This is a genomic window from Marinifilum sp. N1E240 (assembly GCF_009295825.1).
Lineage (GTDB): Bacteria > Bacteroidota > Bacteroidia > Bacteroidales > Marinifilaceae > Marinifilum_A > Marinifilum_A sediminis.
In genome coordinates this window covers 172,820-188,071 of the sequence record NZ_WHKF01000003.1, presented here as the reverse complement: position 1 = coordinate 188,071, position 15,252 = coordinate 172,820, and the positions used below count along the sequence as shown (strand labels likewise).

At 33.9% G+C, this 15,252-nt stretch carries 14 protein-coding genes; 6 read left to right on the top strand and 8 right to left on the bottom strand.

Going from position 1 to position 15,252, the window contains the following annotated elements; genetic code table 11:
• The first annotated feature begins 169 nt into the window (after positions 1 to 169).
• A complete protein-coding gene (locus tag GCQ56_RS09835; protein WP_152734300.1) occupies positions 170 to 2,107 on the top strand; it encodes an OmpA family protein in 1,938 nt (645 codons plus the stop codon).
• 15 nt (positions 2,108 to 2,122) lie between these two features.
• Positions 2,123 to 3,274, top strand: coding sequence for a cysteine desulfurase family protein (locus GCQ56_RS09830; protein WP_152734299.1), 1,152 nt, complete (start codon positions 2,123 to 2,125; stop codon positions 3,272 to 3,274).
• Here the strand turns inward: GCQ56_RS09830 and GCQ56_RS09825 are convergent.
• Positions 3,271 to 3,804: a hypothetical protein gene (locus GCQ56_RS09825; protein WP_152734298.1), complete on the bottom strand. Its 534-nt coding sequence runs from the start codon at positions 3,802 to 3,804 to the stop codon at positions 3,271 to 3,273. The two genes, GCQ56_RS09830 and GCQ56_RS09825, sit on opposite strands and share 4 nt — an antisense overlap.
• A gap of 487 nt (positions 3,805 to 4,291) precedes the next feature.
• Between GCQ56_RS09825 and GCQ56_RS09820 the strand changes: the two genes are divergently transcribed.
• A complete protein-coding gene (locus tag GCQ56_RS09820; RefSeq protein ID WP_152734297.1) occupies positions 4,292 to 7,402 on the top strand; it encodes a glycoside hydrolase family 3 N-terminal domain-containing protein in 3,111 nt (1,036 codons plus the stop codon).
• Here GCQ56_RS09820 and GCQ56_RS09815 read toward each other — a convergent pair.
• From GCQ56_RS09815 to GCQ56_RS09805, 3 genes are read right to left on the bottom strand one after another with little or no spacing between them, the layout of a single operon-like run.
• A complete protein-coding gene (locus GCQ56_RS09815) occupies positions 7,373 to 7,831 on the bottom strand; it encodes a CYTH domain-containing protein (protein WP_152734296.1) in 459 nt (152 codons plus the stop codon). The two genes, GCQ56_RS09820 and GCQ56_RS09815, sit on opposite strands and share 30 nt — an antisense overlap.
• Positions 7,831 to 8,598 (bottom strand): type III pantothenate kinase, encoded by a 768-nt coding sequence (locus GCQ56_RS09810; RefSeq protein WP_152734295.1) that lies wholly within the window; start codon positions 8,596 to 8,598, stop codon positions 7,831 to 7,833. The genes GCQ56_RS09815 and GCQ56_RS09810 overlap by 1 nt, the downstream gene beginning before the upstream one ends.
• A gap of 24 nt (positions 8,599 to 8,622) precedes the next feature.
• Complete coding sequence (locus GCQ56_RS09805; RefSeq protein WP_152734294.1) at positions 8,623 to 9,564, bottom strand: NAD(P)-dependent oxidoreductase; 942 nt, start codon at positions 9,562 to 9,564, stop codon at positions 8,623 to 8,625.
• 164 nt (positions 9,565 to 9,728) lie between these two features.
• Here GCQ56_RS09805 and GCQ56_RS09800 point away from each other — a divergent pair, with 164 nt between their 5' ends.
• Together GCQ56_RS09800 and GCQ56_RS09795 are read left to right on the top strand one after the other, a co-directional pair.
• Entirely contained in the window at positions 9,729 to 10,892 is a 1,164-nt protein-coding gene (locus GCQ56_RS09800) for an ATP-grasp domain-containing protein (protein WP_152734293.1), read from the top strand.
• 8 nt (positions 10,893 to 10,900) lie between these two features.
• A complete protein-coding gene (locus tag GCQ56_RS09795) occupies positions 10,901 to 11,419 on the top strand; it encodes a GNAT family N-acetyltransferase (RefSeq protein ID WP_152734292.1) in 519 nt (172 codons plus the stop codon).
• Positions 11,420 to 11,507: 88 nt separating this feature from the next.
• Here the strand turns inward: GCQ56_RS09795 and GCQ56_RS09790 are convergent, their stop codons facing one another.
• From GCQ56_RS09790 to GCQ56_RS09775, 4 genes are all read right to left on the bottom strand, one after another.
• Positions 11,508 to 11,771, bottom strand: a complete 264-nt coding sequence (locus GCQ56_RS09790; RefSeq protein ID WP_152734291.1) for a hypothetical protein — start codon at positions 11,769 to 11,771, stop codon at positions 11,508 to 11,510.
• 148 nt (positions 11,772 to 11,919) lie between these two features.
• Positions 11,920 to 12,144 carry a hypothetical protein gene (locus GCQ56_RS09785; protein WP_152734290.1) on the bottom strand — a complete coding sequence of 75 codons (225 nt, stop codon included), beginning with the start codon at positions 12,142 to 12,144 and terminating at the stop codon, positions 11,920 to 11,922.
• A gap of 96 nt (positions 12,145 to 12,240) precedes the next feature.
• Positions 12,241 to 12,801, bottom strand: coding sequence for an AraC family transcriptional regulator (locus GCQ56_RS09780; RefSeq protein ID WP_227006044.1), 561 nt, complete (start codon positions 12,799 to 12,801; stop codon positions 12,241 to 12,243).
• A 374-nt stretch (positions 12,802 to 13,175) separates the two neighbouring features.
• The gene (locus GCQ56_RS09775) at positions 13,176 to 13,496 is read right to left on the bottom strand and encodes a DUF4405 domain-containing protein (RefSeq protein WP_152734289.1); all 321 of its coding nucleotides are present in this window, start codon (positions 13,494 to 13,496) and stop codon (positions 13,176 to 13,178) included.
• Between the two features lie 422 nt (positions 13,497 to 13,918).
• Here GCQ56_RS09775 and GCQ56_RS09770 point away from each other — a divergent pair, with 422 nt between their 5' ends.
• Entirely contained in the window at positions 13,919 to 15,250 is a 1,332-nt protein-coding gene (locus GCQ56_RS09770; protein ID WP_152734288.1) for a cytochrome ubiquinol oxidase subunit I, read from the top strand.
• Positions 15,251 to 15,252: the final 2 nt, after the last annotated feature.

The following is a 15,252-nucleotide window of genomic DNA, read 5'->3' as shown; positions in this document are numbered from 1 at the left end:
AAAACTATTATGCAATTTTTGGTATTGTGTCATTGTTATTACTTGTAATATCAATACGGAGATCAGAAAAAAGAGCATTAATTATTTCCAGTGTAATGCTTGCTATTTTTTCGATTATTGCTGTTTTTTCAGGATTTTGGAAGTTATTTATTTAAGTTGATCTTTAATAATGAAATATTCTATTCTATTTATATTGCTGTTTGTTTTTGTGCTTCCACTTTCTTCTCAAAAAAAATACAGCATTAAATCCCGAAAGGCAATTTCGCTTTACGAATCGGCAGGGGAATCTTATCGAAACAGGGATAATGAGAAAACACTTCAGCTATTGGAACAAGCCATCAAACAGAATCCAAAATTTATAGAGGCTTGGCTTTTTAAGGCTGATGTATTGCACAGCTTAGGGAAAAGTGATTTGGAAATAGAAGCTTATAAAAGAGCAATTGAAATTGATGCAGTTTATTTTCCAAATGTTCATTTTAATCTGGCAAATTCCTATTTGAAAGTTGGAAAATATGAAAAAGCAAAGAAGAAATACAAGGACTTCCTGTCCTTTCCAAAGATCTCGTCGAGGAACAAGAAATTGGCTGTAAGACGATTGGATAATTGTAATTTTGCGATTGAAATGATGAAAAATCCTGTTGAATTTCATCCAATTAATCTTGGAGATGGTGTAAATTCTGAATTTGATGAATATTGGCCAAGCTTAACAGCAGATGAAGAAATTCTTGTTTTTACCCGTTTGAGTCCAATTGAAAACTTAGGGAAAGAAATTAGAGTTAAGAGACAGGAGGATTTTTGGGTTTCGTTTCGAAACGATTCTACCTGGCGACCAGCACAGACTTTATCAACAACAATAAATACAAGTAATAACGAAGGTGCCCAAAGTATTACCGCCGACGGTAGATACATGTATTTTACAGCTTGTGATCGGAAGCAGGGATTGGGGCGCTGTGATATTTACTATTCGATTAAGGAAGGTGAAGAATGGTCGAAACCGATAAACCTGGGAAAGCCAGTTAATTCTGCTGCTTGGGATGCTCAACCAAGTATTTCTGCTGATGGACGCATTTTATATTTTGTGAGCAACCGAAAAACAGGAAAAGGTAAAATGGATATTTATCAGTCTACACTCTTGGAAATATTGTCAAATGGTCGACAGAGATGGTCTCAACCTATTAATTTACCTGTAAATACCAGAGATAATGAAATGTCGCCATTTATTCACGCTAGCAATGAATATTTGATCTTTGCATCGGATGGAATGAAGGGAATGGGTGGATTTGATTTGTATAAGAGTACTTCTGATAAGGGAAAGATGTGGACTAAACCTGTGAATTTGGGTTATCCTATCAATACATTTGGTGATGAGCTGGGATTGGTGATCAATGCAAAAAGTGATAAAGCCTATTTTTCTTCGGATAGATTGGAAGGTAAAGGAAAAGATATTTTTATATTTGATTTACCATTAGAGCATCAACCTCCTGCAGTTTCGTGGCTAAAAGGAAAAGTGTTCGATGCGGTATCGAAAAAGAAATTATTTGCTTCCTTACAATTGATTGATTTGGCAACAAAGGATACCATTGCTCAAATCAATTCGGATAGAATAAATGGAAATTATCTGGTTTGTTTGCCTGCAGGCAGAGAATATTTGTTTTCCGCAGAAAGTGAAGGATATTTGTTTTATTCCGATCATTTTTCTCTATTCGATGAAAAAGAGAAATCTAGTCCGCAGGAGTTGGATATTCCTTTACACAAATTGAATGTTGGAAATGAAGTTGTACTTCGAAATGTGTTTTTCAATTTGGACTCATGGAAAATTCTGCCAAAATCGGAATTAGAATTGAATCGTTTGGTTGAGCTGTTGAAAAATCAAAGTAATTTGAAAATAGAAATTGGTGGACACACAGATAATACTGGTAGTGAAGAACACAATTTAAATTTGTCTAAGAATCGTGCAAAATCGGTTTGTGATTATCTAATTATGAAAGGAATCTCGAAAGACAGGTTGACTTACAAAGGATATGCTTCGTATAAACCAATTGATACAAATGCCAATGAAATTGGCAGGTCCAGAAATAGAAGAACAGAATTTAAAATTGTAAAATAGCTTAATACTATATAAATGATTTATCTTGATTATAATGCAACAACACCTGTAGCTCCTGAGGTTGCAGAGGCAATGAAACCTTACTTAAGCGAGTTTTTTGGGAATCCGTCAAGTTCACATTGGTTTGGACAGAAAACAAAAAGTGCCGTTGAGACCTCTCGAAGTAAACTTGCCAAATTGTTAAATTGTGATTCTAGCGAAATTGTATTTACAAGCGGCGGTAGCGAATCTAATAATTATGCCTTAAAAGGATATGCATTTGCTAATCGCGATAAGGGAAATCACATCATAACTACCCAAATTGAGCACCCAGCTATTATTGAAGTTTGTAAGTTTGTAGAATCTCAGGGGTTTGAGATCACGTACTTACCTGTTGATGAAACTGGGCGAGTGAGAATTGAAGATGTGAGGAATGCTATTCGATCAGAAACCATATTGATATCGGTAATGTATGCCAATAACGAAGTTGGAACTCTGCAACCAATAGCTGAAATATCCTCAATAGCTAAAGAAAAAGGAATTGTATTGCACTCGGATTGTGCACAAGCAGTTGGGAAAGTACCCGTTGATGTTAAAGCTTTAGGAGTTGATTTGTTAACAGTTGCAGGGCATAAGTTTTATGGACCTAAGGGAATTGGTGTTTTGTATATCCGGGAAGGAATTCAATTGCAAAAACTAATTCATGGTGCCGATCATGAATCAAACAGAAGAGCAGGAACTGAAAATATTCTGGAAATTGCCGGATTAGGGAGTGCTGCAGAATTGGCTATGCAAGAGCCTGACAAGAGAATTAAAAAAGAGAGAGAATTGATTCAACAACTAAAATCGGGCATAGAACATTTAGGAGATCTTCGTTTTAATGGAAATAAGGAGTTTTGCTTGCCAAATACATTAAGTGTCTCATTTAAAAATTTGAGTGCTGGAGATATATTGGCAAAAATGAAAAATATTGCCGCATCAGCAGGAGCAGCATGTCATACCGATTCGGTAAAAGTTTCAGCTACTTTAGCAGCAATGAAAATACCTGTTGAATATGCAATGGGAACCTTGAGATTGTCAGTTGGAAAATATACGACAACCGACGAAATAGATGCCGCAATAAACGAGATTATCACGGCAGTTAATTTATTAAGGACTAAAGAATCCAATTGTAAGTGCAATAATTAGTAAATAAATGCAAGAGCTTCGTTGAGAATTTCACTGCTTTTATCGATTGTATTTTGTTTCACAATTGCATTTAACCAACGCTCTTTACCTGATTTTTTGTACAACTTCTTTTTTGAATACCAGTCCGAAGGATAGGTGATAATTGAAGGCGTGCCCTGTTTGCCATATTCTGGGTAGGATTCGTAATAAATATCTTTAATTTCGATTAGGATTTTATCTTTTTCATTCTGGATATGTAAAGAGTAAAACATTTTGGTTTTAAATACTGATTCTGCTTTACTAAGGTTGATAACGGTTTGTCTTTTTATCAAAATCTTGTTACTTGTATGATTAATAAAATCAAGGTTTATCTCATTGTTGGAAGCTAACCAATCATCGATTCTGTTGAATTGAACCAGATCTTGAGGAAGAGAGATAGAAGCACTAATATTGGCTTGAGGATCTATGTCGATTTGAATACTCTCTTTAATTTGGCTTGAAAGAATCATGCTGAAAACCAGTAGGTGGATAAGTAGAATTGACTTTTTCATAAGCAGATATTTAATATTGGGTGATGATTCAAAGTAAGAAATTATTCACTAAAATCAAAATTGAAACGTGGTGAAACTCCCGAATAAGTAGTGATTCGGGAGGTGTTATTAGAATTGTTTTAAAAGTTAATTGTAATATTACGTTCAATTAAATAAACTTGGCAAACTTGACACTTGTTTATCTATTATTCTTGGAATACATTTACTATTGAAGTCGGATGATAAGACCGATTAAAAATGATGTTTAGTTCGCATATTCAGCTTGATTCGATCCAATGTCAAGTTTTAAATATGGTTTTAGTTGTAAGTAATTGAGAAGGGGCAGTGCCCCTTTTTCTTTTGCATTCTATTTTTGCCAGCAAAATCAAATTTCTTTCCTATAATAATTTATCAATCCAATAATTTTAATGATGAATCATTCTCTTTATTAAAAGGGTATTTATAATTTTGTTATACCGCGGTATTATTAGGTTTAAGAGAATTTTTCATGATTGATATATATACTCCGAAAAGGATTCTGTTATTTATTTTAGCTGTTGTTCTTGTTGTAAATGCAAGTGCTCAAAATTACGTTCAAGATCAGTATCAGTTTGTTGATCAGTTGAATAAATCAAATGTTTGGGCTGATTCTGTATTTTCGGCAATGAGCGAAGATGAGCGAATATCACAACTGTTTATGATTGCGGCTTATTCCAACAATAATAAAAAGGATTCAGAGCGAGTAGCAAACCTCGTCAACAAGTACCAAATAGGAGGAATCATATTTTTTAGTGGAGAGCCTAGAAGGCAGGCAGAATTGAGCAATTGGTATCAAAGTTTGTCGAAAACTCCAATGTGGATTGGTATGGATGCTGAAAATGGTTTGGGCATGCGATTGAAACAAACCATTAGTTATCCGCGTCAGCTGATGCTTGGTGCAGTTCAGGATAATGATCTGATTTATCAATTAGGCGAACAGATTGGTGCTGAATGCATGCGTTTGGGAGTTCATGTTAATTTTTCTCCAGTTATGGATGTAAATAACAATCCGGCCAATCCTGTAATTAGCAGTCGATCTTTTGGTGAAGATAGATACAATGTTACCAATAAATCATATGCTTTTGCAATGGGAATGCAACATGCAGGTATAATTCCAGTAGGAAAGCATTTTCCTGGTCATGGGGATACGGATACCGATTCTCATTACGATTTGCCAATAGTGAATCATTCCAGATTGCGTTTAGATTCGATAGAGTTGTATCCATTTAAAAAAATAATTGAACAGGGAATTGGTGGGATTATGGTATCTCATTTAAATGTGCCTGCCTTGGATAGGGAGCAGCATGTAGCAACTTTATCGAAACCAATTGTTACAGGTGTTCTTAAAGAGGAGTTTGGTTTTAATGGATTGGTATTTACTGATGCATTAAACATGAAAGGCATTCGGAAATTTTATGCGAAAGGAGTGGTTGATGCTAAAGCCTTAATTGCAGGGAATGACGTTTTGTTATTTACCGAAGATGTTGCAATTGCTTTGGATGAGATTAAATTGGCAATAGGTAGAGGTGAATTGTCATGGGACGAAATCAATCAAAAATGTAAGAAAATATTAAAAGCTAAATATTGGCTTGGTTTGAATCAGTATAAGCCAGTTGATATGAATAGACTTTGGTCAGGTTTAAATACGCAAGAGGGTTTTATTTTATGTAGAAAACTGACAGAGGAAGCCATAACAATAGTTAATAATGAAAATAAACTACTTCCATTAAAACGTTTGGATACTCTTAAAATAGCTGCTGTTGCTATGGGAGCATCTATTCGTAACAGATTTCAGGAATATTTAGGGCGCTATACGGATATGGATTTTTATCAGATTGATAAGAGTGCTTCTAAGGAAGAATATCAAAAGCTTCAGAAGAAATTGGACAAGTACAATTTGATTATCGTGAGCAAGCATGATAGCGATATGAGAGCTACACGTAAATTTGGAGTTACTAGTCAGACTGTAGATTTTTTATCCAATATCTCGAAAGAAAAAAAAGTAATTTTTGATTTGTTTGCCAACCCTTATGCTTTGGATTTGTATAAAGATCTGGATAATTTGGAGGGAATTGTAATTTCCTATCAGGACTCGAGAGAGGCACAAATGGCTTCGGCGCAAATTATTTTTGGAGGATTAGCTGCCAAAGGAAAACTGCCTGTAAGTATAAACGAGAAGTTTCCTGTAGGAACAGGATATCCGAGTACACGAAATCGTTTGGGATATGCATTGCCAGAACAAGTTGGCTTGAGTACTTTGAAATTGAATGTGATTGATTCCATAGTGAAAGATGCGATTAAAAAGAAAGCTACACCAGGAGCTCAGGTTTTGGTATCATCTAAAGGAAAAATCGTTTTTAATAAATCATACGGACACCATACTTATGCCAAAAAGATTGAGGTAAGAAACCCGGATATTTATGATTTGGCTTCACTCACCAAAATAACAGCTACTCTACCTAGTTTGATGCAATTGAGTGATGAAGGATGGATTGATATCGATAAAAATTTAGGCGAGTATTTTACCAAGGCGAAGAATACGAATAAGGATACCCTGATATTAAGGAAAATTTTAGCTCATGAAGCTCGTCTGTTAAGTTGGAAACCTTTCCATTGGGAAACTGTAGATTCTGCGAGTTTTGACGGTCAGCTTTTTAGGAGAAGATACTCCCGACGTTACAGTATGAAAGTGGCAAATGGTCTCTATATTGATAGAAATTACAAATTTAAGAAAGGCATATTTTCCAATGTAAAATCTGAGGAATTTTCGGTTGAGATTGCAAAGAAGTACTTCATTCATAAGAACTATAAGGATACCATTATTCAACACATATTGGATTCGGATTTTCGTGAAGAGAATGGGTATAAATATAGTGATTTAGGCTTTATCATGATGGGAGAAATGATAAAGGAAACTTCTAATGAGAGTTTGGATCAGTTTACAAGCAGGCATTTTTACAGAATGTTGGGTGCAGGAAGTTTGGGATATCATCCTAAGAAAAGATTTAGCTTGGAGAGAATTGTGCCAACACAAAATGATAAGTTTTTTAGGAAACAATGGGTGAAAGGATACGTTCACGATCCTACATCGGCAATGTTGGGTGGAGTATCTGGTCATGCAGGATTATTTGGTAATGCGGGCGATCTTGCGAAATTAATTCAAATGTATTTGCAGAATGGAAGTTATGGTGGAGAAACGTATATAAGTGAGGAAACCATAAAGAAATTTACTTCTCGTGCATTTCCTGATGGAGAAAACCGAAGAGGAATTGGTTTTGATAAACCATTTTTAGATCCTGAAGAAGAAGGAGGACCCACCTGCAAGGAAGCATCTCCATCGAGTTATGGGCATACTGGTTTTACCGGAACTATGGTTTGGGTAGATCCAAAGTATGATTTGGTTTACATCTTTTTATCGAATAGAATTTGCCCCGATGAGTCGAATACCAAATTGATGAAAATGGATGTTCGAACTAAAATTCAAGAGTGCATTTACAAGTCAATATTGCCCCAGCCAACAAAATCTTTAGATTTTACCGATTTGAGTGTATCACCATTTAGTGAAAGGATTTTTAATTAAAGAAACATTCAAGTAACGAGAATCCTGGCTAACTTCTTTGTCAATCCAGTTGGGTAGATTGATTTCTTCATTTTCATTAGAGAGTTCCACTTCAGCCACAATTAGTCCTCTGTTTGCTCCATCGAAAACATCAATTTCCCAGGTAAGATTGTCTTGGGGAATCAGGTAACGTGATTTTTCAATTTTAGCATCGCACATTTGGAGTAATTCTTTAGCATCATACAAAGGAATTTCATACTCGAATTCGGCTCGTTTTAAAATATCATTTCCACTTTTAATGGTAAGGAATGCTTGGGTGTCTGCAATTCGAATACGAAGGCTTTTGTTAGGATCGCTCCACAAATATCCCTGAACTAACTTTTTACCCTGTTCCGGTAAGTTCAACTTCTCTTTTTTTACCAGATATTTTCGTTCTATTTCTACTCCCATTATTTGTGAAATTTATTTCCTATAATCTTTAATCCATCAAGTGTTAGCATCGGTTCGTGATGATCAAATTTATCGATAATTGAGCTCATGACTTGTGATAAACCACCTGTTGCGATAATTGTTGTTTTACCATCCAATTCTTTACAAATCTCTTCTAAAAGATATTGCACCAATCCTTTGTAACCCATTACAATTCCAGCTTGTAAGGCATGAGTTGTGTTTTTACCGATGCATGAAGGAGGAACAGCAATGTCAACATTAGGCAGTTTGGCAGTTTTTTGAGAGAGAGAAGACATAGCTGTTTTTAATCCAGGAGCAATGCTTACACCTAAGAGATTGCCATCAGCTTTTATGGCAGTAAAAGTGAGTGCTGTACCAAAATCAACAACAATACAGTTGCCCTGGTATTTGCTGTAAGCCGCAACTGCATTGGCGACCAAATCGGTTCCAATTTCGTATGGATTTTGAATGCCTATATCGAGATGAGGATACATTTCCGGACCTAAAATTAAAGCTTCCTGACCAAATAGCTTTTTAATCATTTCTTGTATTGGTGATATCAGCGAAGGAACCACACTGCTTACAACAATTCGGTCTATTTGATTCAAGTCTACATTTCTGCTTGAAAGGAGTGTTCTGTAAATAACTTCGTATTCATCGGCAGTTTTATTGGCAACAGTGTGAATTCTGAACTGTTCGGTCCAATGGTTGTTTTCTGATAATCCGCAAACAACATTCGAGTTTCCTATATCAATGGCTAATAACATACAATTATGAATGATTTATTCGATCTAATTTACTCTATTCTTTTCTTTATTATGGATCAAATAAGAGATAATGTTCTCACTGGCTTCACAAGCCATTTCAATCCTTGTTTCTATTGTAGCTGTTCCAATATGAGGAACCAGAACAGCATTATTCATTTTTAACAATTCAGGATGAATTTTTGGTTCATTTTCGAAAACATCCAAAGCTGCTCCTGCAATTGTATTTGATTTGAGTGCATCAACCAGAGCTTGTTCGTCAACAACAGGTCCTCTTGCGGTATTGATTAGAAAAGCCGAGTTTTTCATAAGCTTTAATTCTTTTACACCAATAAGATGATGGGTTTGTTCTGTAAATGGACAATTTAAGGAAACAAGATCAGATTTAGATAGTAACTCCTCAAAACCTGCATATTTATATTTGGATTCAAGTTTGGGTTTACGGTTGTGATAAAGGATTTTCATGCCAAAAACTTCAGCTTTTTGGGCGATAGATTTACCAATTTTGCCCATTCCCACAATTCCCAGAGTTTTCCCTTTTAAGGTATTGCCTAAATTTTTCATCACACCCCATTCAAAATCAGGATTGCTTATTAAAGCATGATGACACTCGGCAACTCTTCTACCTAATGAAAGCATTAATGCTAAACACAATTCGGCAGTTGGTTCACATACCGCATCAGGTGTATTACAAACTAAAATATTCTGCTGATTTGCAGTTGCGATATCTATATTGTTGAAGCCTACACCGTAATTGCTAATCATCTTAAGATTTTTCCCAGCTGATATTAATTTTTTAGGTACTTCGCGATTAAAAATTGACAAAAGAGCTACACAGTCAGGAACAAGAGCAATTAATTCATCATTTGTAAAAAATTCCTTCACGGGATAAATCAATTCGAAATGCTTATTTAATTCAACAAGTCCTTCTTTAGGAACAGAATAGCTAACTAGTATTTTCTCTTTCATCGCTTGGTTTTTCTAAGGTTTTTCGATGTTGAAATTTAAGAAATCATTATTAATAAGCTGTATTTGATTTTATAAAATCTGAAAAATTTGGTACAATTTTGAAAATTGAAGTTTTGAGCTTTCTTTGTAGATTTGTCACAAATTCACAACTAACATTGCACTAAATGATTTTATTGGACAAACCATATGTTTCAAATTTCTTAAAAGAAACCATTGTAAAGTACGATTTTCCTGCTTTGGATACCGGAAATATTACGGAAAAAGGAGAGCTATCACTAATTCAGCCCGAAGAGGTGATCGAGAATTTTCGTAATGATCCAAACAGTCGTTTGTATACCAATTCAGAGAATTCAATAAATTGGGTGGTGAACCATTTGGGATTTACCAAACTCCCTGAGTACATCAATGTTTTTAAGAATAAAGTTGAATTCAGAAAGCTGATCCAGCAAATCTATCCTAACTTCTTTTTTCGTGAGGTAAGTTTAAGCGAGATTGATGAGATCAAGCTGGAAGAATTGCCAATGCCTTTTATCATTAAGCCTGCGGTTGGCTTTTTAAGTTTGGGTGTTCATAAGGTTTTAAGTCACAACGATTGGGATAGAGTAAAACAATTGATCCGTGATGAATTTACCGAAGCAAAATGTTTGTTTCCTATTGAAGTGGTTAATGCATCGAGCTTTTTGATTGAGGAAATAATTGAAGGAGAGGAGTTCGCTTTCGATGCTTATTTCGATGAGGTCGGAGAGGCAACTATTTTGGGAATTTCAAAGCACCTTTTTTCTTCGGAAACCGATGTAAGTGATCGTGTTTACTATACTTCGAAGGACACCATTAAAACCTACTTACCACAGTTTTTAGATTTTGTTAAAGAATTAGGTGATAGAGCTAATTTGAGAAATTTTCCAGTGCATGTTGAGGTACGTGTTGATAAAAATGGAGTACTGATTCCTATTGAGGTGAACCCAATGCGTTTTGGGGGTTGGTGTACCACAGCTGATCTTACTCATTATGCAACTAAACTGAACCCTTACCACTGTTTTTTGAATAATATCAAACCTGATTGGAACAAGATATTGGAGGAAATGGACGATGATTTCTACTCATTGGTAATATTAGACAATTCAACAGGTGTTCCATCCAAGGAAATTGCAAAATTTGATTACGATGCACTTTTGAATAAATTTGTAAAGCCTTTGGAATTAAGAAAGGTAGATTATAAAATGTACTCTATTTTTGGGATGCTTTATACTCAAACACCAAAAGATCAATTTGCTGAAATTGAGGAGATTTTGACTTCTGATTTAAGGGGATTTGTTGAGAAAAACTAATACCAGTAATGGATAAAAATATTATCATTCGTAAAGCCAAACTTGAAGATGCATGCAATATTGCCATGTTGAAAATTCAGGTTTGGCTTCACACATATGCTACCGATGGCATCGAGCCCGAATATGCCGAATATCTCAATACCGAAATTACCAAAGAGAAAACAGAGACTATAATTATAAATTCTAAAAAGCAATTGTTTTTAGCTGAGAAGGAGGGAAGGATTATTGCCTGCTATCAGTTGGATTTTGATACCTCTTGCCCAGTAAATAAAATAAAAGAACCCGAATTGTCGGTACTCTATTTGTCTCAGCATTTTCATGGTAGGGGAATTGGAAGAGAACTTTTATTGCATGCAGAAAAAGAAATAAAAAAATCTGGATATTCTGGTATTTGGTTAACAGCTTATCACGAGAACAGACAGGCAATTGACTTTTACTATCGCCAAAATTATCTAATGAAAGGGAAATGCTTCTTCGAAATGGGCGATAGTAAGTATGAGAATTGGGTATTTTGGAAAGTATTGTAAATTAGAATAAGAAACAAAGGAAGTATTATATGCAGTTGTATACCAAATCGACCAAGCGACCGTTTACTTGAATAATGTTATGAGTTTTTCAAATCATTATGAAAATGGGAGCCTGATTTTTTTTAAGATGTTTTAATTGCATTTTAAGAGTGTTAAGGTATTGTTTAAAATCATTATTTCTTACTTCATTCTTATCATGCAATAAAAACAAAGGAATTTCGCTTAAGTGCTCATAGTGTTCAGGAAATTGATTTTTGATATCCATTGTAACAATAAGAATTTCATTAATCAATTTATTTAAGTTTCTGTTTTCTTGAGCATGTCGTTTTGGTAATAACTTGTTATTATTCATAACTAAATCATTTAATATTTCGTAGACTTAAAGCCTTATTAATCTGCAAAATAAGGACAGATTTTTAAATCTGTCCTTTGGATTATTTCCAAATAGTATATATTAATTCATGTTAATTAATACGCTGTTATTTGGTTGTCAAGGAAGATTAAACTAGACTCGGTTGAACTTTTTTGATGATGTTAATCACCTCATTTCGTTTCTTGTTCAATCTACTTTCTACCCTGTTGAGCAATTCATTTTCCTTACCTGCTTCAAACTTTAGGTCTGCATCGGTAAGTTGTGAATACTTTTCTTTCAGTCTTTTTGACTGGTTTGTCCAATTTCCTGTAATCTTAAAAGCATCATTGCTTTTGTTTCGATTTGTATCCATTTTTATTATTCATATTGTAATTGAATTATTACATTACAAATATGGTAATCAATAGAATAGATATTGTTACACTTTGATTTAAAATCTTTACATATATCACAGGTTTTCTAAGTTTTTTTTACGTTTTTGTTTTAATTCCTTGTAAAAGGAAGGGGATAGTCCTGTGATTTTTTTGAACTGATTTGATAGGTGCGCAACACTACTGTAATTCAGTTTATAGGAAATCTCTGTGAGATTAAGCTCGTCGTATAAAAGAAGTTCCTTAACCTTTTCAATTTTATTGATAATTATGAATTGTTGAATGGTTATACCTTTAACTTCTGAAAAAGTATTGGCAAGGTAAGTATAATTATAGCCTAATTTTTCGCTAATATAATCGGAGTAATTTTCTTTAGGTACTTCATCGGAATAATGAATCACTTCGGTAATTGCATTTTTTATTTTTTCAATCAGAATGGCTTTTTTATCGTCCATTAGTTCCAAACCTGACTTTTGCAAATTTTCTTTAAGCCATTTTCGTTGATTTTCGTTAATATCTTCTAGAATTTCAATCATTCCTAAGTCTACAATAATATAATGCAATCCAAGCTTTTCCAACTCTTCTTTTACGATCATTTTGCACCGTAGACTAACCATATATTTGATGTACAATTTCATAATTCCGCAAATTTGTGTTATCGAGAAAGACTGTTCATCAGCATAGTTCCATCGCTAGCTTTGTGCAGATTACTTACTGCTCTAATAGGCTATTTTTCCTATATTGCGTGCTTGATATCAAAATGTAGGAACTCTTGTTAGTATGACCATTAATCATTTCGGGAATGGTTTCATAGGTAATTTAAAAACTCCATATTATTAGTTTACAAATTACAAAAAAAAACATCAATTTCTTATAAAACTACTATTGGTAATTATCTTAATTTTACGGCGTAATTTAATAATATTGTATTAAAGGCATAAGTTGCTTGGCATCAAAGAAATGCTAAGTAGCTTTAAAAAATGAATATTTTAATGCGAGAGCTGCTCTACTTTTATATAATTGCATGCAAAGGAAATAAGCTTACTACAATTAAAAATACTACCATTGCCCATAAAGCTTCCTTGCTGATTTTGGTGTATTTTACTTTTTTTATGTGATTATGCAAGGCTTTCCAATTGTATACGATGTGGAGTATCATTAAGATTGCAAATAAAAATCCGGCAGTATTGTGTACTGCCATCCAATACTCCCGAGTACTTGTTAGTGCTTCCAGTTGTAAGTTATGGTTCATTACTCCAGAAAAGGGCAAAGTAATGCCTGATAAAAACATTCCAATAGAACTAAATGCTCTTCTATTAAATTCTTGCTTCATTGTAATAATCTTTAATTAATTAATTAATTAATTAATTAATTAATTAATTAATCAATGCAAAGATAAATTGAGCAAAAAGAGAAGACGATAACAATTGTTAATTCTTAAAGGTAATGTGAAATCAATGGAATGGAAATTACACTAAGTGAATGATGTAACATAAAATGCAAATAAATTAATGACTGTATATTTTTTTATATCTGTTATCGTATTTGTCTTGTTGTATTTTTCGTTTATAAATGTTAGTGGAATTGTAATTAATTCACTAATAAATAAGGTTAAGTAGTATGTGGAATAGAGAATGATGTTTATTTTACTTAAAATAGAACGACTATTTATAATTCACATATCGAAAATTAATTATCGTCCTTTCATGTGAAAACAAATAAAAACCTTTATTTTTATCGATTAAAAATAAGGATATGGAAGACATGATATTTTATGATAGATTGCAATTCGCATTTACTATCACATTTCATTACATTTTTCCACAACTAACAATGGGATTATCTTTAATGATAGTTTATTTTAAGTGGAAATTTTTAAGAACTAAACTGGAAAAGTTTAACAATGCGGCAAAATTCTTTATGAAGATATTTGCCATTAATTTTACCATGGGAGTGGTAACCGGAATTCCAATGGAATTTCAGTTTGGAACCAATTGGGCAAAATTCTCAGAACTTACAGGAGGAATTATTGGTCAAACCCTGGCAATGGAGGGAATGTTTTCATTTTTCCTCGAATCATCTTTTTTAGCACTTTTCATTTTTGGTGAAAAACTAATGGGGCAAAAGTTACACCTCCTAACTGGTTTCCTTGTATTTCTGGGTTCCTGGGCAAGTGGATATTTTATTTTAGCAACTAATGCATGGATGCAACATCCGGTTGGGTATGAAATTTTGGATAATGGGAAATTTGTACTGAATAATTTCTCGGCTCTTTTTAGTAACCCTTGGTTGATACCAGCATTTTTACACAATCAATTTGCATCTGTTATCACTTCATCTTTTGTTGTAGCTGGAATTGGAGCTTTTTATATATTGCGTAATAAGAATGTAGAATACGGAAAACTATTTGTAAAAACTGGCGTAATTTTTGGATTCGTTTCAAGTATGTTAGTAGCTTTCCCAACAGGAGACTGGAATGCTAAAAATGTCGCTAAATATCAACCTGCTTCATTTGCTGCCATGGAAGGAATATTTGAAACTGAAGAAGCTGGTGCTGAAATTGTCCTTATTGGTCAGCCAAACATGGTTGAAAAGAAAATTGACAACAAAATTGCTGTTCCAAACATTCTCAGTTTTTTAACTTATCAGGATTGGGACAAGCAAATTCCAGGAATGGATCAGTTTGAGGAGGAAGAATTGCCTGATAATATCCCGGCTCTTTATTATTCTTATCACATAATGGTAGGTTTAGGAACCATTTTTATTGGATTGATGGGCTTGGCACTCTTTTTTTTATGGAGAAAGAAGCTTTATAAGATGAATACTTTGCTCTGGGCAATCATGTTTTCATTTCCTTTCCCATATATTGCTAATATGACAGGCTGGTATGTTGCCGAGTTGGGAAGACAGCCCTATTTGGTGTATGGTTTACTAAAAACAGTTGATGGTGTATCACCAACGGTATCATCAGGAAATACACTTTTCACTTTATTAGGTTTTGTTGGCTTGTATATGCTATTGGGCTTATTATTCCTGGTATTAGTTGGTAAAACAATTCACAAAGGACCAGAAACTCAAACACATTAATT